The sequence below is a fragment of the Limnobaculum xujianqingii genome (assembly GCF_013394855.1).
GTDB lineage: Bacteria > Pseudomonadota > Gammaproteobacteria > Enterobacterales > Enterobacteriaceae > Limnobaculum > Limnobaculum xujianqingii.
On sequence record NZ_JABMLK010000001.1, the window covers coordinates 2,996,872 to 3,016,200 of the forward strand.

Annotated in this window: 17 protein-coding genes and 1 pseudogene; 9 read left to right on the forward strand and 9 right to left on the reverse strand. The window is 44.9% G+C overall.

The window, feature by feature from the left end:
- Positions 1–42: 42 nt before the first annotated feature.
- Together GOL65_RS13815 and rfaY are read left to right on the forward strand one after the other, a co-directional pair.
- Positions 43–609, forward strand: coding sequence for a LemA family protein (locus GOL65_RS13815; protein WP_218652035.1), 567 nt, complete (start codon positions 43–45; stop codon positions 607–609).
- A gap of 285 nt (positions 610–894) precedes the next feature.
- Complete coding sequence (rfaY, locus tag GOL65_RS13820) at positions 895–1,614, forward strand: lipopolysaccharide core heptose(II) kinase RfaY (protein WP_140920675.1); 720 nt, start codon at positions 895–897, stop codon at positions 1,612–1,614.
- A 9-nt stretch (positions 1,615–1,623) separates the two neighbouring features.
- On the opposite strand, the gene GOL65_RS13825 is transcribed toward rfaY, so the two are convergent.
- Positions 1,624–2,367, reverse strand: coding sequence for a hypothetical protein (locus GOL65_RS13825; protein ID WP_179038352.1), 744 nt, complete (start codon positions 2,365–2,367; stop codon positions 1,624–1,626).
- A gap of 114 nt (positions 2,368–2,481) precedes the next feature.
- Here GOL65_RS13825 and GOL65_RS13830 point away from each other — a divergent pair, with 114 nt between their 5' ends.
- The 4 genes from GOL65_RS13830 to GOL65_RS13845 all read left to right on the forward strand — a co-directional run bounded on the left by GOL65_RS13830 (position 2,482) and on the right by GOL65_RS13845 (position 6,341).
- Entirely contained in the window at positions 2,482–3,402 is a 921-nt protein-coding gene (locus GOL65_RS13830) for a Gfo/Idh/MocA family protein (protein ID WP_140920613.1), read from the forward strand.
- A gap of 65 nt (positions 3,403–3,467) precedes the next feature.
- The gene (locus GOL65_RS13835; protein ID WP_140920612.1) at positions 3,468–4,628 is read left to right on the forward strand and encodes a serine hydrolase domain-containing protein; all 1,161 of its coding nucleotides are present in this window, start codon (positions 3,468–3,470) and stop codon (positions 4,626–4,628) included.
- A 106-nt stretch (positions 4,629–4,734) separates the two neighbouring features.
- Positions 4,735–5,769, forward strand: coding sequence for a hypothetical protein (locus tag GOL65_RS13840; RefSeq protein ID WP_179038353.1), 1,035 nt, complete (start codon positions 4,735–4,737; stop codon positions 5,767–5,769).
- Positions 5,769–6,341, forward strand: a complete 573-nt coding sequence (locus GOL65_RS13845) for a LemA family protein (protein ID WP_140920610.1) — start codon at positions 5,769–5,771, stop codon at positions 6,339–6,341. The genes GOL65_RS13840 and GOL65_RS13845 overlap by 1 nt, the downstream gene beginning before the upstream one ends.
- A 968-nt stretch (positions 6,342–7,309) precedes the next feature.
- On the opposite strand, the pseudogene ggt reads toward GOL65_RS13845, so the two are convergent.
- The 8 genes and pseudogenes from ggt to GOL65_RS13885 form a co-directional block, all read right to left on the reverse strand.
- Positions 7,310–8,968 (reverse strand): annotated as a pseudogene (gene ggt / locus GOL65_RS13850) (gamma-glutamyltransferase); the annotation flags it as partial.
- 499 nt (positions 8,969–9,467) lie between these two features.
- A complete protein-coding gene (locus tag GOL65_RS13855) occupies positions 9,468–9,863 on the reverse strand; it encodes a GFA family protein (protein ID WP_140920608.1) in 396 nt (131 codons plus the stop codon).
- 94 nt (positions 9,864–9,957) lie between these two features.
- Positions 9,958–10,932: a 23S rRNA (adenine(1618)-N(6))-methyltransferase RlmF gene (rlmF, locus tag GOL65_RS13860; protein ID WP_140920607.1), complete on the reverse strand. Its 975-nt coding sequence runs from the start codon at positions 10,930–10,932 to the stop codon at positions 9,958–9,960.
- Positions 10,933–11,047: 115 nt separating this feature from the next.
- On the reverse strand, positions 11,048–11,977 hold the full coding sequence (locus tag GOL65_RS13865; RefSeq protein WP_140920606.1) for a DMT family transporter: 930 nt from the start codon (positions 11,975–11,977) through the stop codon (positions 11,048–11,050).
- Between the two features lie 118 nt (positions 11,978–12,095).
- On the reverse strand, positions 12,096–12,485 hold the full coding sequence (locus GOL65_RS13870; RefSeq protein ID WP_140920605.1) for a hypothetical protein: 390 nt from the start codon (positions 12,483–12,485) through the stop codon (positions 12,096–12,098).
- Positions 12,486–12,601: 116 nt separating this feature from the next.
- Positions 12,602–12,988 (reverse strand): hypothetical protein, encoded by a 387-nt coding sequence (locus tag GOL65_RS13875; RefSeq protein ID WP_140920604.1) that lies wholly within the window; start codon positions 12,986–12,988, stop codon positions 12,602–12,604.
- On the reverse strand, positions 12,969–13,529 hold the full coding sequence (locus tag GOL65_RS13880; protein ID WP_140920603.1) for a LemA family protein: 561 nt from the start codon (positions 13,527–13,529) through the stop codon (positions 12,969–12,971). The genes GOL65_RS13875 and GOL65_RS13880 overlap by 20 nt, the downstream gene beginning before the upstream one ends.
- Positions 13,530–13,542: 13 nt before the next feature.
- The gene (locus GOL65_RS13885; RefSeq protein ID WP_140920602.1) at positions 13,543–14,586 is read right to left on the reverse strand and encodes a hypothetical protein; all 1,044 of its coding nucleotides are present in this window, start codon (positions 14,584–14,586) and stop codon (positions 13,543–13,545) included.
- A gap of 560 nt (positions 14,587–15,146) precedes the next feature.
- Between GOL65_RS13885 and GOL65_RS13890 the strand changes: the two genes are divergently transcribed.
- From GOL65_RS13890 to GOL65_RS13900, 3 genes are all read left to right on the forward strand, one after another.
- Positions 15,147–16,313 carry a M20 aminoacylase family protein gene (locus GOL65_RS13890; protein ID WP_140920601.1) on the forward strand — a complete coding sequence of 389 codons (1,167 nt, stop codon included), beginning with the start codon at positions 15,147–15,149 and terminating at the stop codon, positions 16,311–16,313.
- A 75-nt stretch (positions 16,314–16,388) separates the two neighbouring features.
- A complete protein-coding gene (locus GOL65_RS13895; protein ID WP_140920600.1) occupies positions 16,389–17,732 on the forward strand; it encodes an MFS transporter in 1,344 nt (447 codons plus the stop codon).
- 505 nt (positions 17,733–18,237) lie between these two features.
- Positions 18,238–19,083 (forward strand): EamA family transporter, encoded by an 846-nt coding sequence (locus tag GOL65_RS13900; protein WP_140920599.1) that lies wholly within the window; start codon positions 18,238–18,240, stop codon positions 19,081–19,083.
- The last annotated feature ends 246 nt before the right edge of the window (positions 19,084–19,329 follow it).

Here is a 19,329-nt window from a genome sequence, read left to right on the forward strand (position 1 = left end):
GTGTTTTAGCCATTAACTCAACCAGTCAGGGAGCAGATCGATATGGGATTACTGATTACGATTGTGGTTATCATTTTTGTTGTGCTGGCGCTGGGTGGCTGGGCAATAAGTATTTATAACCGTTTAGTGGCGCTGCGTAATAATATTGATGCGTCTTTTGCCAATATCGATGTGATCCTGAAGCAGCGTGCAGACCAGATCCCGGCACTGATTCAGGTGGTTTCTAAAGCCATGTCTCATGAGCAAGAAACCTTTACCCGTTTAAGTGAAGCCAGAGTGGCTTATCTGAATGCGGGTTCGATAAAAGATAAGGTAGATGCGGCTAATCAGATGGAAACGGCTTTAAAGTCGGTCATTGCCATTTCTGAAAATTATCCAACGCTTATCTCCGGTGAAACCTTTATTGAGCTGCAAAAATCGGTCAGTGAAGTTGAGGATAAAATTGCCCACCGTCGTGAATTCTTTAATGATGCTGTCAATCTCTACAATATTGGTATTGCTCTGTTTCCTGATGTGCTGTGTGCTAAAGCGATGGGATATCAACGGATGTCACTGCTGAAAATCAGTGCTGAAGAGACCGCTTATGATGGTATTAAATTTAGTAGTTAATTATTCCCGCCATTATTAATGTTTGGGGATAAATGTCCCCGAATATTTATCTGTGTTTCTAATATATAGTTTCCTAATATATTTATTAATTAGTTTTTATATTTGTTTTTATTTTTATAATTAATTTAATACTCTAAAAACACGGTAATAATAACATTTATTTATTATTTAAATTGAATATAAGTAATTGAAGTGATAAATAAGCTATTTGTGCTTAAAGAGTTGTTAATGGGGTGTGGTAATCGTATATTCGTTTTTCAAGATGTGTGTTTTTGGAGAAACGACATGATCGTATCACGTCGCCTGCATGGCTATCATGTGCACTCCAGACAACCTGACGATAGATATTTATCTGTTTTTAATGATTTTATGCATGGAAGAATATCTATTGTTAAGGTGATGAGGAGTAATTATAAAACTAAGGTTTGGTTAATTGACACCGACTGGGGAAAGTTTGTACTTAAAATATTTGTCCCTAAACAAAAAAAATTAGAACGCGTTTTAAAGTCTATTTTCAAACGTAATTATTACGTTCAGTTAATTCGCCAGATAAATAATGTTCGTAAGCGCGGCCTGAAAGCGCCAAATGATTTTTATTTACTGGCAACTAAAAAAACCTTCAATTATGTCAGCACTTATATCATGTTGGTTGAGTATATTGAAGGGACTGAACTGTGGAACATGCCAGAGATTACTGATGAGCTTAAGCAGGATGCAAAACAATTAATAGATGAGCTACATCAGCACGATATGATATCCGGTGATACTAATGGTGGTAATTTTTTTGTCACCGAGCAAGGGTTAAGAATTATCGATTTATCAGGGAAGAACTGTAACTTTATTCGTCGGGCGGAAGACCGCATCGACTTAGAAAAGCGGCTGGGCATTAAAAATACCCAAAAAGATTTGGGCTACTACATTGTTACGTGGCGTACAAATATTCGAGCCTACCTGAAAGAATTCAGAATGCGGCTAAAATCGCGAACTAATGGCATTTCACACTAATCGAAGTAGTCAGCTATTGATATAGCTGACTACTTCTTCCATCAAATACTGATGCTCACCTTCATTCCACAACCTTACTCGCTGGCGAATCTCGTCTCGCTGGGCGGAGGTTAACTGATAACGGCTGATGTTTTCCTGTATCTGACTCTTTCGTTCAGCATAATGTTGCAACAATATCTGCTGCTGTTGTTCATCATTACTGTCATCGCTTTGCTGCTGTAAAAATATCGCACTCAGGGTTAAGAAAACGCACTGTAGTATTGCCAGATATCCCGTTTGCTGTGGATTTTTTTCCATATCGGGAGAGAACATAGCGGCCAGATCCTCCGCAGCTTCCACGCTGTCAAGCTGTAGAGCATAGAAGTAGTGCATGAGCATCGGGGCGGTATGATGCTGGGTGTGGGATATGCGCGCCAGTGAGAGGTGACAGAATGCTAACTGATGAAGGTTAGCCTCAATATTTTCACTTTGGCTATAACGTTCAACTAATTGTCCGAATATTTCAGCAGCTTTATTCAAATCTTGTTCAACGGTATTACCCGACAAATACAACTGCGCCTGTACCAGATAAGCTGGCAGGTAATCCCTCACCAGTAACTTATTCAACCAGTACCAGAGCTCTTGTGGCTGCCGTTGTTCTGTCAGATAGAAATCAGCGAGTGCCAGCATATAAGCAGGATCGTCAGTCTGCTCTGACATATCCATCAGGTACTGCTCTTTTGTTTCAGGGGAAGATTTTGATTTTTCTATCATTTCAAATAGCGGAATCTTTTTATAATCAATGTGACGACAGGAATTGATGAGGGAACCTTACCTGCTTCGTATAAACTAAACAATATCAGAAACTTTTAATTCTCTGGAGAGATGATGTCTCAATTACGTATTGGCGTTGCCGGGCTGGGTGGTATTGCCCAAAAAGCTTATTTACCGATACTCAGTCGTACTGAAAATTGGGCACTGGTTGGGGCTTTTTCACCAAATCAACAAAAGGCCAGAGTGATTTGCGATAGCTACCGCATTCCTTGCTTCTCCAGCCTGTCTGAACTGGCTCACCATTGTGATGCGGTTTTTGTTCACAGTAATACAGCCAGCCACTTTCAGGTTGTTAGTGAACTGCTAAAGCTGGGAGTTCATGTCTATGTGGATAAGCCGCTGGCAGAAACTCTGGAGCAATCCGAACAGTTGATTGAACTAGCCCATCGGCAGCGAAAAACGTTGATGGTAGGATTTAACCGACGCTTTGCGCCCTTGTATCAGCAGCTTAAGCAGAATATGGCTCAGGCTTCTTCTCTGCGTATGGATAAGCATCGCACTAACAGTGTAGGGCCAAATGATGTGAGTTTTACCATGCTGGATGATTACCTGCATGTGGTTGATACCGCACTCTGGTTAGCTGGTCAGGAAGCCGGGCTAATGAGTGAACAGCTGTTGGTTAATCAGCAAAAACAGATGTTGTATGCCGAGCACCATTTCCGCTGTGGAAATACTATCGTTACCACCAGTATGCACCGACAGGCGGGTAGTCAGCGGGAAAGCATACAGGCAGTCACCTCCGGAGCGGTTTATCTGGTCGAGGATATGCGCCGCTGGCAGAGTGAAAGTGTGCGGGGAATAGTTGAATTACCGGCCCCCGGCTGGCAAACCATGCTAGAACAACGTGGTTTTGACGGTGCAATTCGCCATTTTATTGAGGCGGTAAGCAATCAGACTCAGGCAGAAACCTCTGGCGAACAAGCGATTTACGCCCAGCGGATTGTAGAACAACTTCTGCAGAGCCACAGTGAGTAACCTAAAATAGAATTATATTCTGAGATGAATTACCGGCTTAATGCCCCGCCAGCGAGGATAAGACTATGCAGCGTTCTTTAGATAGAGTCATTGAAGAAGCCATTTGGCCAGAAGCGGGCCTGACGCCAACTATCGTTGGTACAGTGGTATTAGTTTCACAATGCGGAAAACGATTATATCAACGAGCCGCCGGATATGCCGATCGGGAAAACCAAATCCCGATGATGATGGATACGCCGTTTCGCTTGTCATCCGTCACTAAATCTTTTGTAACGGCGGCTGCAGGTGTGCTGCTGGAACAGGGGCGAATCGGGCTGGATGATCCTATTACTAAATGGTTGCCTGATTTTACCCCCTCTTTACCGGATGGTAGCCAGCCGGATATTACTATTGCTCACCTGCTTTCTCACTCTGCCGGATTAAATTATGGTTTTTCTGAAGAGCCAGATGGCCCTTATCATCAGTCAGGCGTTTCAGACGGACTGGATATCTCCGGGTTGACGCTGGAAGAGAATCTTCGACGCATAGCCAGTGCACCATTACTGTACCCACCAGGAACATCAATACAATATTCAGTGGCAACCGATGTTTTAGGGGCAGTGATTGCTCAGGTATGCGCTACTAATCTGGCAGATGCTATCCGTCAGTTGGTCACGGAACCATTAGGTATCATCAACAGCGGCTTTATAGTTTCCGAACCAGAACGGCTTGCCGTGCCTTATGTTAATAGCTCGCCTGAACCAAGAAAAATGGAAGCAGACGAATGGCTGGTTGATCCAGAGGCTGGTATTGCCGGTGGTATTCATTTTTCTCCTGGCAGGGCGCTGGAATCAGGAGAGTTTTTCTCTGGTGGTGCAGGTATGGTGGGTACCGCCGAAGATGTTGAACGGCTATTACAGGTATTTCGAACCGGAGGTCATCCGCTGTTTGGTAAACAGACGCTGAATCAACTATTAACCGACCGGGCTGGAGATTTGGAGTTCAACCCGGGTTGGGGCTTTGCTTCCAGCTGGCAGGTATTAAGAGATCCGCTATTGGCTAACTCTCCGCAATCGCCAGGTACTATTGGTTGGGGAGGCGTATACGGTCATAGTTGGTTTATCGATTTTGAGCAGGATCTCAGCGTAGTGGTGATGACCAATACATCCCTGGAGGGACTATTTGGGGAATTTATTGAAGACATTCGTGATGCGGTTTATATGGCCCTGCTGGCGAAGGCATCCTGATATGAATAACGGTTGTTGAGTTTAATTGCTGATGATTGTGAGTGGTGGAAAATAGGCTATGATAGCCGGGATATTGGCTAATATGACAAGGATGTAACCATCCAATATGGTTGAACCTAAAACCCATAATCAAAAACTGAGTGCGCTTTTAACTTCTGTAAAAGAGAAGGTGAATGCAGCACAGGATCAACAACAGCTGATTGATGCCATCGAGCAGGTTAAGGCGTTTGGCGGACCGTTAAAATTTAACCATGGTAAACGCTATGCGGTGGCTATTGTTGCCGTACTGGCCGGTTTAATTATTGCTGGTATTCAATGGTATCAATATCGTCATCTGAGTAGTGGTACTACCATTTTGCTGGTGCTGTTAGCGATAACGGCGATCGCCATGATGGTTTGGAGCTGGCGTAAAAACAGTTCTATTGGCAATCTGGCAGATGAACTGTTTCAACAGGATTTACTGTTTGATAATGGCCTGCAACAGGTAAGTGTTGAGCCAGAAGCAGCAGCAAGTGAATTGATGTCCCGATTTCATGAGTTCAATCGGGGCAATTATTCCCAAGAGATTAAAGCGCTGTATCAGGGTCATTATCAGGGAAAAGAGCATGCCTTTGACTATCACTTTTACCATTTCCACTATGTGGATAAACGAACCACAGTAACCACAGATAGCAAAGGACGTCCCAGAACTCGTACTACCTACGATCATTACGATCGCTATGGTATCTATTTACCCTTCATCTATGTCAGCAATCTGGCGCTGGTTGGTAAATCGGTTAGTGGACTATCAGGTTCTATCTATAAGCCAGCTTCTAATCGATTCAATAAACTCTATCGGGTAGTTGGTGATAGCGAAATGACCGCGGCTAAATTCCTTAAGCCAGCACTGGTGCTTGCCTGCGAAGATATTGCTGCAACCATGAGTGAGCTGAATTTTGAATTTAACCCGCAGGCTGAATTATGTATGTCTTTCAGAGATAGCGATGTGATTACGCTGCAAAGAAGCAGTGACTTTAATGCGCCTGATGATTTTATTCAGTTAATCAGACAGCATAATGAACTGCCAAAGCTGAAAGCAGCATTAGTGCATATTGAAACTTTAATGGTCTATTCAGACAGTAACTTCAGGAAAACCACATAATGTTAGAGCTATGGATCCCTTTAGGCATCATCGTACTGGTGATTATTATTGGTATCGTGATTTATAACGGTATCGTTAGTCGGATGAACGCCGTCGCCCGCGCCTGGGCTGATGTGGTGGTTCAGGAACGGCAAAAGAACAATATTATTCTCGATCTGGAGAAGATTGCTGCTCAATACAGCCAGTATGAGTCATCCATTATGGCTAAAGTCACCGAACTGCGTACTTCACTGAATCGCCTGAATACCGAAGATATGGATCTGGCAACGCTGTCAGAAACCCGAACCAAAACCAGCAGTTTGCTAAGTGGTTTGTATGCCGTAGCAGAAAACTACCCGGACCTGAAAGCTTCATCACTGTATAACAATGTGATGGCTGAAATTTCAGAACAGCAGGAAAATATTGGCGCTGCTATCCGCATCTTTAACCAGAATGTGGAAGACTTTAATAACGGCATCGAAGTGATACCTAATTCTCTGATTAACAGCATGTTTAATAAGAAGAGAAAACTGAAGACGTTTAGTGATGCGCAGGCTGAGAGTGGGTTTGAGTATCGGCCGGATATACACTGAGAAAAGATGGTCGCTTTAGCGACCATTAAGATTTGGTTCAGAGTAAATTGCGTTCGCTAATGATGCTGAGTTTGAATGTTTTGTCCCGTGTAAATTTCGCCGCCTTTGATGCCGTGAATATCTCGGCAATGGTGTTTGCGTCGAGCAAAGGGGCGTTGAGGTGAACGCCCCTTTGCACTCCCCGCACCTGCGCAGCCGACTGTTGACCGCCGCGTTGCGGCGGCAACCTCAGTCAGCAAAAAAATGACGCACCGGCGCAGAGCTGCTCCAGATGTCGCTGCGCCTCGCCCCGCATCCCTGCGGGTCGTGCTATTTTTTTGCTTCCTTCGGCAACATTCGGATGCTTTAACCTGAAAGGCAAAGGGCAAAGGGCAAAGGGCAAAGGGCAAAGGGCAAAGGGCAAAGGGCAAAGGGCAAAGGGCAAAGGGCAAAGGGCAAAGGGCAAAGGGCAAAGGGCAAAGGGCAAAGGGCAAAGGGCAAAGGGCAAAGGGCAAAGGGCAAAGGGCAAAGGGCAAAGGGCAAAGGGCAAAGGGCAAAGGGCAAAGGGCAAAATATAATAATAAATGCCTGAATGAATCATCTGGCTGGCAGTTAACATTGCTAATTGTCGGGAGAGGCCGCCGTTGGGGTCGTAGCAGCTTTAGCTGCCGGAGCGCCCCTAGGCGGACTAGGCCCGACACCCTCCAGACTTAAGTACAGAGGGTCTTCCGGCCGAGCACACTTGTGATATGAGCAATATCGCCTTTACGGCCGGAATATCCACAGTCGCCAATAGTAAAAAATGCTGATTGAGAGACTAGGCCCGACACACCGCAGACTTAAGTACAAACGGTCTTCCGGCCGAGCACATTTGCTATATGAGCAATATCGTCTTTACGGCCGGAATATCCACAGCAGCTAATAGTAAAATATCAATCGGCGGGCTAAGCCCGCCGAACTCCATAACCAAGTAAAAAACGAAATATTACTTAATACCCCGCCGCTAAATCATCCTTAGATCTCGGATCCGCCGCACCAAACAGCCCTTCCGGCGTCACCACAATACTCTGTGTGCTACCCATGGTTGGCTTGATACTGACTTTATGCCCTTTCTTCTCTAACAGCTTAATGGTGTCGATACCGATACCTTTCTCAACCCGGATCTCTTCCGGCAGCCACTGATGGTGAATTCGCGGTGCGTTAGTGGCTTCAGCAATATTCATATTGAATTCAATAGTATTGAGGACAATCTGTAATACCGTGGTAATGATACGACTGCCGCCAGGGCTACCGGTTACCAGAACCACTTTACCATCCTGAGTGACAATAGTGGGTGACATCGACGATAGTGGACGTTTTCCTGCCTGAACCGCATTGGCTTCGCCACCGATTAAACCATATACGTTAGGAACACCCGGTTTGGCAGAAAAATCGTCCATTTGGTTATTTAACAAAATGCCGCTTTTCCCTGCCACAATACCGCTACCAAAATTAGTATTCAGAGTATAGGTTACCGCAACGGCATTACCCTGAGAGTCTACTACTGAATAGTGGGTGGTTTGATCGCTTTCATACGGCTCCAGCTTGCCCGGCTTGATAGTGCTGGAGGGGTTAGCTTTATCGAGATGAATTTGTGAAGCTAGCTGTTTAGCGTATTTCTTACTGGTTAGTGCGCTAACCGGTACTTTAACGAAGTCCGGATCTCCCAAATATTCTGAACGGTCAGCATAGGCATACTTCATGGCTTCAGACATGACATGAATGGCATCAGCGCTGTTTTGCCCCATGGCTTTCAGATCGAAGTTTTCCAGAATATTCAGAATCTGAATAATATGGATACCGCCAGAAGATGGGGCTGGCATTGAGTAGATCTCATAGCCCTTATAAGTACCGGAAACAGGGGTACGCTCAACGGCTTTATAGGCAGCCAGATCTTGTTTGGTAATCAGACCGCCATTTTTTGCCATCTCATTGGCTATTTCATCGGCGATCTTGCCCTGATAAAACGCAGCGGGTCCGTCAGCAGCAATCATACTCAGGCTGTTTGCCAGATCGGTCTGAACCAGCGTTTCACCCTTTTTCCACGGGGTACCACCTGATTTTATGAAGATAACCCGACTGTTAGGGTTATCAAGCAGAACTTCCCGGCCGTAAACATCTAAATCATCTGCCAGCGCATCATTGACCACAAAACCCTCTTTTGCCAGCTTAATGGCGGGTTTTAATAGTTCAGCTACAGGCATTGAGCCATATTTCTCATTGGCTAAAGCAAAACCAGCAACGGTACCAGGAACGCCAGATGCTAAATGGCTGGTGAGTGATTTTTTGCTGTCAGCATTGCCTTTCTCATCCAGAAACATATCCCGTGTTGCTTTTGACGGAGCCATTTCCCGGAAGTCGATAGCGGTTGTTTTGCCATCTTTGGTTCGAATAAGCATAAAACCACCGCCGCCAATATTTCCGGCTTGCGGGTGGGTAACCGCCAGCGTATAGCCAATCGCAACGGCCGCATCGACGGCATTACCACCCTGCTTCAATACCTCGACCCCTACCTGCGTTGCTGTGCTATTCACGGAAGAAACCATACCGTTTTTTGCATACACCGGGTGGAAGATATCCTCTTCAACACCATAGGAGACGACTTTTGCCGCTAATGTTCCCTGCCAAAACAGCAGAAAAGCTAAGATCAGATATCGCACACTGCCTTTTCTTAACATACTCAACATAACGTTTCCTCTGTGATGAAATAGCTCAATTTTGTAACAATAAATTTACATTAGAGGATTATTCAGGCTTTGACCAGCAAAGAAATGGCAAGAATGGGGCAGAAATTTGGGGGAGCATCACGTTTTAAAACAAAATATGCATTTTGTAATAATAACCGGTGGAACAAAAAATAGATTCAGGGGCATCGCATTGCCCTTAGATTGATAGCAAAGTCTAATTTGTAGCGTTATATCTTAGAATAGCCAATCGGAGGGAGAGGGGGCTGTGGGGGACGACCTGGCGGACGTGCTCCATAGCTGAGTACAAACGGTTTACCGACCGCACTCAGCGTTAATTTAAGCACATTGCTTTTACGGTCGGAATATCCACAGATGCTAATTTATTAAGTTCGCCAGCAGCCTTGGGGGCATCCCTCAGACTTTAAGGCCGCTCTTCAAACTTTGGATTATCATCACAGAGATCTTCCCACTCTGCTTTTGACGCAGTGAAAATATGCATTTTCTCTGTAGGATTAATTGGCGTGTCCAGTGTTCCTATCCGCAGGCGATAGGCTTCGGGTTGATTATCTCTGGCGCTGTAGAGCGGAGAACCGCAATCGCCGCAGAAAATACGATGAACTCCCGGAGTAGAAGAAAAGCTTTTTAAACTTTCTTTGCCGGTCAGCAGAGTGAATTTGTCAGAATGAATCAGTGCCGCGGAATTAAACGCCGTTCCGGTTGCTTTACGACACTTAGAGCAGTGACAGAAAAACAGCTGATTAATGGGTTCATCTAATTGATAAGTTACTGCGCCACACAGGCAACTGCCTTTTAACATGGTACGCTCCAGATTGATAATCACTGATAGATATAAAATATATACTTACTGGCTGATGCTGTAAATTTGGCAACATCAGCTCCTATTGATCACATCAGGCCTTTTGCCAGTGGGTTGCAGCCCATTGCGCTTGTTGTTCATCGGATAAAAAGGTCCATGCCACAATACGGCTGGCCTTCTGCCCCTGGGCCATATCGATGGTTTTTATCTCAGTAGCGCCAGCATAACGCAGGGCGTGATACAGAATAGGTAGAGTGGTTTTTTTAGATACCAGCGTGGTAAACCACAGGCTCTGTTGAGCAAAGGTCGCGCTTTCCTGTGCCATTTGGCGCACGAACTGTTCTTCTCCCCCTTCGCACCAAAGCTCATGATTTTTACCGCCGAAATTGAGTACTGGTTTATTGTCATTTTTTAGATGGCCCAGATTACGCTGCTTTTTCAGGTTAACTGCTTCAGCTTCCTGCGCGAAAGCGTGGAATGGAGGATTACACAGAGTAATATCAAACCGGTCAGTGGGTTTAATTATGCCGCTGAAAATGCGCTCAGCCTCTTTTTGCAGGCGAATATCCAATGCTTTAGAGAGATTACGATTGACTTCTGCCAGTAGCCTGGCGCTGCTAACTGATACCGGGTCGATATCGGTGCCTACAAATTTCCAGCCATAGCTGATATGACCAATAATCGGGTAGATGGCATTAGCCCCAACGCCAATATCCAACGCATGAACCGCATTACCGCGCGGTACTTGCCCGCCATTATTTTGCGCCAGAATATCTGCCAGATAGTGAATATAGTCAGCCCGACCGGGAATTGGCGGACAAAGATAACCAGCCGGAATATCCCACTGTTCAATACGATAAAAGTGTTTTAACAGCGCTTTATTCAGCATTTTTACCGCAGCAGGATCGGAAAAATTGACCGAAAGATCGCCATACTTATTGGGTGATACAAAAGGGGCAAGTTCGGGGCAGCTGGCTATCAGCGCAGGGAAGTCATAGCGTTGGCGATGCAGGTTACGCGGGTGCAATTCTGATTTTTGCGTCGGAAACGGCTTTTTAGATGGCGTCATAGTGGTGTCAGCTACCATTGCAGAAGGTGAAACGTTAGGTTCAATTAACTGAACCGCAATGGGGGCATTGTACGTGAATTAGAAACCGACTGGCAGAAGAAATCGGCTTGATGACTCAGGTGATTTTTTTCACCCGGTTGACCAGATAAATACCGGTACAAACCAGTACCAGCGCCACAGCATACTTCCATTGAAAAATGTTCTCTTTCAGTAACAGCGCTGATAACGCGGTGCCGGATACCGGAATAAGGAAGTTAAACGGAACTACCATTCCTACGCGGTTATACTTCAGCAGAATGCTCCAGAGTGAGAAGGCCATAGAGGAAAGCAGCACCATATAGGCCAATAGCAGAACCGAGGTTAAGTCAAAGCCGGTTAAACTGCCACCACACAGGAAGCCAACTACAGTCAGAACCACGCCGCCAATAGTTAGCTGGTAACCGGTCATCACGCCGGGTTCCATAGTTTGGGAAATTCGTTTGCCATAAATGCTGGTGGCGGATAAAATAAAAGCCGCCAGCATCACCAGCCCTTCTCCTCTGAGGGTGAAGTGAAAATCCATCAGGCTTCCGTTGAAGTTCACAATCAGCACACCGGCAAATCCAAACAGGCAGCCCAAAAGTTTATTCATTGAGATGCGGTCATTCTTATAAATAAAGTGTGCCATGATAACGCTGAAAAAGGTGCCGGTAGCGTTAATAATTGAACCGTTAGCGCCTGAAACCGCAGAGAGACCAACGTAGAAAAAGATATATTGGATAGTGGTTTGAGTGAGCCCCAGTAGGGTTAACTGCCCAAACTGGGTTCGATTCATGCGGGCAAGAGGTTTACCCGTCATGGCCGCCAGCGCCAATAACACCAGTCCTGCCAGGGTGAAACGATAACCGGCAAACAGGATCTGTGAGGGAATATCATCAGCAGTAATATTCAGCAGGGCATAGCCCATTTTAATTGCCGGATAGGCGCTACCCCAAAGCAGGCAGCAAAAGGCAGCCGTCAGGTAAACAACATGCTTTTGAGTGAAGAATACGCTTTTGTCCTGCACGGCAACGTTCCTGTTTGACGATAAAATAAGACGAAGATATTACTGTTTCAGCCGCACATGCTGGACGAATTGAAACGGTATTTCAAGTTTTAAAATTAGCAGGATGGAATTGAGATAATTACCGTTGCTTCTTTTTTTTCGATCCGTGTTTTTTAGCATTGTCATCTTTTAGCGGCGTTAAATCGCCGATCATGCTTATCAATCTCTGATGATTAAACAGCACGAATACCGTACAAGCGATAACAATCACTACCCAGGAGAAGAAGATATGCATACCGGCAATACCGGAAAAGGCAAAAGCCATACAGACTACAAATCCGGGAAACAGCGCCAGAGCAAGGCCTCCGGCAATAATACCGAAGAAGGTTTTTAATAGTGGAAGGCGAATAAACAAGGCAATAATAAAAGCGGCAATCAATACACCAAATGAGGCAACGAACGCCATCATGGCTGGCTCATTTTCAATAAATTGGGTAAAACCAAACAGTTCAAAGGGTAATTTCATCATATCGTTTCTCTTCCCCAGTGATGTTCAATAATAAGCAGGTTTGGTAACCCGGTAGCCTGACCTGAATGATATTTGAAAATACCTGAAGGTCGAAGATATATAGCGTCATGCTTTGGTTAAACATCTCTATTTTTTGAAGGAACAAACGTTCGCAGGATGCCTTTGACTTCCACAACATCACTCAGGGTGACAGTGACTCTTTGATAATTAAGCAGCATAAACAATATGCAGGCGATAACAATCATTACCCAGGAAAAGAAGATATGCATACCGGCAATACCGGAAAAGGCAAAAGCCATACAGACTACAAATCCGGGAAACAGCGCCAGAGCAAGGCCTCCGGCAATAATACCGAAGAAAGTCTTCAATAGCGGAAGGCGACTAAACAGCGTAATAATAAAAGCGGCAATCAATACGCCAAATGAGGCAACAAACGCCATTCTTGCCGGTTCATTTTCAATAATTTGGGTAAGACCAAACAGCTCAAAGGGTAATTCCAGCATATTGCTTCTCTCCCTCGGTGATGTTCAATAATGAGCGGCTTTGGTAACCCAGCAGTTTGGCCAGAATGATATTGGGAAATTCCTGAATGCCAATGTTATATAACATTACGCTTTGGTTAAAAAACTCCCGGCGATCGGCGATGCGATTTTCCAGCAGGGAGATACGCTGCTGTAATGCGGTTAGATTGTGTATCGCTTTTAATTCCGGGTAGTTTTCTGCCAGCATAAAAATTTGTTGAAGCAGCGTATCGGTTTGGTTGGTCGACTGAACTTTTTCTTCGGTTTTTCGACTGGTCAGATAACGGTTGCGTAACTGCGCTAACTGAATAAACAGCTCGCTTTGATGTGTCATTACCTTTTCTGCTACTTTAATCAGTTCCGGGATCTCATCGGCCCGCTGTTTTAGCAGTACATCAATATTGGCGAAGGATTTTTCTACATAGTTTTTGAGCGTGACAATTTTGTTATACAGCACCACCAGATAACGAACTATCAGTAGAGCCAGCACTACAACAATAACTAATGCAATCAGTGAGTTCATTCCATTCCCCTTGTTATGGTTTTAACCAACTGAAAAATGGCGACTGCCAAAAATTCAGAGTGAGGGTGTGACCATCAAAGGAATAGGGAATGGTTAATATGATGGCGATCAGAAAAGCGGTAGTGCCACAAAAGACCAGTGCAGTATTCACCAGCGGGCGGCTTTTGTTCCACATTGATACCTTGGTTACCGGTGATATAGCCAGAATGTTTTTCACCCTGTCTTTAACAATGACTACCCGGTTATCCTGTTCATTGGCAGCACCAATCAGCATCATTTTATCATTATTAAATAGCGCATATTCAGTATAACTGCGGCCTCCATACTCTTGCTCGGCAGAAGGGGAAAAGCTCACCAGCTCCAGACCATCCGGTACGACGGAAACCGTTCCGGTATCATCCGTGATTTCAAACGGCAGATATTCTTCCGCAGTGGATATCAGGCGATAGTGCTTATCGCCATCTGAGTCGCGGCTGACTTCGTGCACCGTATAATAGTAAGCAATGCATTTTTCTTTACTGAGTGGGGCGGTAACCTGTTTTGATGACGACACTTTTCCTTCAACTTCAACCAGCCCCATTGCCAGCGAGCGAATTTTTGATGTAGGTAGAATTTGCTGTAGCTTAAAAAATTGGCCTTTAGTGGTGGGTTTCAACCAGGAAATAATAAAAATCAGCAGAAACAGGCCAACGAAAGCGATAGGGCCGTAGACTAAGGCACCATAAAAAATCAGTAGTAGTAATCCAGAGGCAACGAATTTGAGAATAGTTTTTGGCGTGGATTGGCTTTTCTGCTGCTCTTCAATAAAACGTTCTTTTAATCCGCTGAAGAATTGATAGAAAAAGGCGGCAATAAATAACACAGCGGTCAGAATAAACAGGCCGATCAGTGTATAAAAGCCGTATTGATCATCGACAGTGAAAGCGCTACTCGCAGCGATTGCCGCAATTAAAGGGACAATCCAGACCGGCAGAGAGCTCAGGTTATAAAGCAAACGCAAAACCAGTGTGATAAAACCACCAATTGCTGCGGCAAAGAAGGCGATAAACAAAGCCATAATGAGTCCATTCTGTTGCGATAGTATGATTGTAACCTTCAGGCGTATATTGACAACCCCGGCTTTAAAATCATGATTACCTGCCAAATACTCTTCTATTACTCACCCGAATAAGCAGTTAAAAGGAATGATAAATAACTAAAGTGAAAGTGCATCATGCTATTTTTTTATATATAAGGTTTGGGTTTATCGGTACTAAATAATCAGCTTGTCTCCTTTGCTATTTTTATGGCATCTTTTTGGCTATATCGATTAATGTCTGCCTGATTATCATTTGTTCTGCTAAAAACAGACATTTCAAAACGGTTCAGATAATAGTTTTAACTCTTTTAGAAAAGAGCCATTGAACTGATATTTCTGATAAATTTCCCACTTAAGTATTTTGACTGCGAGTCATTAATGACGCATTTTTCTCAAAATTCTTTATATTCTTGATGTTAACTGAATATGCCTTTTGGGTTATTTCATCTGATAGAAACGTTATATGTAATAACGGTACGCTCTGTTATTCTCACTGGTTATTAATACTCCGTAGTGAGATTTAAAAATAAGGAACCATCATGATTGAACAGAAAGTTCGTGAATATGAAACCCTGTTGCAGGATATTCGTCATCAGATTCATGAAAATCCTGAACTGGGTCTGGAAGAGATTAAAACCAGCAACCTGGTTGCAGAAAAATTAACTGAATGGGGCTATGAAGTTCATCGTGGTATGGCAACCACTGGCGTTATTGGTACCTTAAGAGTTGGTGACGGTAAAAAGACTCTGGGTATTCGTGCCGATATGGATGCACTTCCTATTCATGAAGCCAGCGGTAAGCCCTGGTCCAGTAAAATTGCTAACAGAATGCACGCCTGCGGTCATGATGGGCATACCACTATGCTGTTGGGAGCGGCTAAATATCTGGCAGAAAGCCGTCGATTTAACGGTACGTTACATCTGATTTTCCAGCCTGCGGAAGAGATGATTAACGGTGGTGAAATCATGGTGAAAGAGGGGCTATTTGAGCAATTTCCTTGCGATGCCATTTTTGCCATGCACAACATGCCAGGTTTCCCGACCGGGCAATTCCTGTTTCAGCCGGGCGCGTTTATGGCCTCGATGGACCAGTATCAGGTTGTTATTAAGGGTTGCGGTGGACATGGGGCCATGCCTCATAAAGCCATCGACCCGGTAGTGGTTGCCTCTTATATCACCACCGCGCTACAAAGCATCGTGTCACGTAATGTTGACCCATTGGAAGCAGCAGTAATCACTGTTGGCAGCATTGTTGCCGGTGAAGCGGCTAACGTTATTCCCGATACGGCGGTGATGAAACTCAGCGTTCGTTCCCTGAGTCGTCCTACCCGTGAGCTGTTGCTAAAACGAATTCCTGAACTGGTGAAAGCACAGGCTGAAAGTTTTGGCGCTACGGCGGATGTCAATCACCTTAACGGCACTCCTGTATTAGTGAATCAGGAAGAGATGACCCAGTTTGCCTGGCAAGTAGCTAAGCAGCAGTTTGGCGAAGAGCGTGCCCTGTATGGCGCAAAACCGCTAATGGGCAGTGAGGATTTTGCTTTCATGCTGGATGCTAATCCAAATGGTTGCTATTTGATTGTGGGGAATGGTGATAAAGGCGAGGGTTCCTGCATGGTGCATAACCCTGGTTATGATTTTAACGATAAGTGTCTGGTGCCGGGCAGTACTTACTGGTGCGCTCTGACTGAAGCTTATCTGAAATAAATTATAAAAATAATATTGAAAATAATAAGTAAATAAAAAATCACTTTTCATTATGGGTGATTAAGGACAGGAAAAATGGCAGATACATTAACTTCAGCCGCCTCAGAAGAGGTTGCGGCCGCTAAACCAGAAAAGAAGGTTAGCGGTCGACGCGTTATCTTTGCTTCGGCATTTGGTAATGCTTTAGAGTTTTTTGATTTTGGGGTGTACAACTTTTTCGTGGTGTATATCGGGGTCCTGTTTTTCCCGCCGACCAGCGATCCTAATATCGGACTATTACTGGCTTTTGCCACCTTCGGCGTTAGCTTTTTCATGCGTCCTTTAGGGGGCATTCTGATTGGGGCTTATGCCGACCGTTTTGGTCGTAAACCGGCCATGGTACTGACGATTTCATTAATGAGTCTGGGTACCTTACTGATTGGTATTGCGCCTACTTATGCCAGTGCGGGTTATTGGGGAACTATCACTCTGGTGCTGGCCCGTTTAATTCAGGGTGTTGCAGCGGGTGGTGAAGTGGGGGCCTCCATGTCTATGCTGGTGGAGTCGGCTCCGGCTAATCGCCGTGGTTTCTACAGTAGCTGGGCATTAGCAACTCAGGGACTGGCTACCACGTTTGGTGGTCTGGTGGCATTAAGTTTGAGCGCTTATTTACCAGTCATAACTAACTCACCCGATGTGATGTCTGAGTGGGGATGGCGTGTGCCATTCTTTATTGGTGTGGCTTTGGCACCTATTGGTTGCTGGCTACGTTTGAGTCTGGAAAATGATATGCCGCATCCAAGAGCCGCCAAAACTCAGGCGGCCGTGGTGCGTGAAAGTGCCGTGAAGCTACTGGCGCAGCATATCCGGGTGATTATCATTGGTATTTTGCTGACTATTGGCAGCACGGTGGCGACCTATATCTCTCTTTACTATTACGGTACCTATGCCGCGAAGTACCTGAAGATGGACCAGAACTATGCTTATGCGGCCATGCTGCTAGCCGGCATATTAACCTTTGTTGGTGGCCTGTTAGTGGGGGTGCTAAGCGATCATGTGGGCCGGAAGAAGCTGGTGGTGATTTCCCGAACGGTGATTCTGTTGTTTGCTTATCCGTCATTCTGGTTGCTGGTAAATTACCCTGAACCTGCAGTTTTACTCTCGGTAGTATTTGTGATGGTGTGTTTCACTACGCTGGGAGCCGTACCGGTAATGTTGGTTATCTCTGAATTACTACCAAAGCGTATTCGGGCGCTGGGGTTTGCGCTGGTTTACAGCGTTGGGGTGGCTATTTTTGGTGGTTTTGCTCAGTTTTTTGCTACCCAGTCCATTGTCTGGTTAGACAGTCTGACCGCTCCGGCGTGGTATTTGGGCGGCGCAACATTACTTTCTATGCTGGCATTGCCATTCTTTAAAGATCCAAAACATCTGGAAGAGTAATTTCCTGAACCGACCGGAGTTGAAAGATGGTATCCGGTCGGTTTGGGTTTTCTGATTTACTAGTTTCTATTCAGCTTGTTGATAAACTGGTATTCCGATCATAAAAGTAGTGTGCTCAAATGGCATTGAAAGCGGTTGGAAAGCAATCTGCACTTAGCTACGGAGAGCGTCGGACTTAGGCTGCCTACGGGCTGTTATGAAACACCTTACGGTGTTTCACCCTTCGGGCCAGCGCAAGCGCTGTTCAAACAGGCTTTGCCTGTTTGTCGTTGGCTGACGCCAAGTCGACCCCCACGGCACCCTTTCCCTCCGATGGCTATTTTAAGTCATAAAATCGAACCATCAGGTTTATACATTGTTCAGAAACGATATCGCTACAACACAGTAGAAACCTCGGTAAAAAGATGATAGTTATCATATTGAAAAACCAATATGATCGTTCGCCTGTTGCCTGGTATTTATTGCACTGGCTATATAAATAAAAACATCATCGGATATTTGCGCCATGACCACCTTTCTGTTTCTGTCGGTTCTGACTGCGGCATTGCTTCATGCCGGATGGAACGCGATGGTCAAATTCGGCAGTGACCGTTTTCTTGGTGTTACTTTAGTTGCGGTATTTTCTGGTGTTGTTGCAGTAATAGGACTGTTTTTCGTCGATTTCCCTGCGGCAGAATCATTACCTTGGTTAGCCTTATCTATGCTGTTTCACACTGGATACTGTCTGTTTCTCAGTCGGGCTTATGCCAGTGGTGATTTGGGGCAGGTTTATCCAATCGCCCGGGGCAGTGCGCCAATGCTGGCGGCATTGTTAAGCTGGGTGATTCTCAGTGAAGTTCCACCATTTTTAGGAATGGTAGGAGCCATGTTACTGGTTAGCGGAGTATTGCTAATGGCTATCTCCGGCAGGCGAAGTGCATCAAAGATGAGCGGACAAACATTGCTCTATGCGCTAATTACCGCGATGTTTACCGCATGCTATACCCTGTCGGACGGAGCAGGTTCTCGCGCCAGTTTGAATCCGGTAGCCTATACCCTATGGTTGTTTGCCATTAATGGCGTCATTATGGCGTTTATCTTTTACTTGAAATATAAATCTTCCAGCTGGGATAAAATCAAACGACATTGGCGGCCCGGTACCGTTGGCGGCATTATGTCCCTGTTGTCCTATGGCATAGTGATTTGGGCCATGAGTCAGGCTCCTATTGCGCTGGTGGCCGCATTACGTGAAACCAGCGTTCTGTTTGCTATGGTGATATCGGTTTATTTCCTGAAAGAGCCGCTGAATAAAATGCGTATTCTGGCTGGTCTGGTTATTGTTACCGGTGTGATAATGACACGATTAGGATAGCCACCTGTTCGTTCCTTATTTAAGGTTTACCAAAAACAACGGTATTATGTTTTTTTAATTCCGATAGCGAATATTCCACTCTGATTTCAATGAAATTATCGCATGAGACGATAGTATTAATTGAATGTTACAAGATTTATATCAATATCCAGTAAGTTATGCTTTCGTTGCTAAAATAATTAGAAGTTACTTTGTCATTATTTCGATATAATCGGCCCATCAAAATATGTACGTTTTGATTTGTCC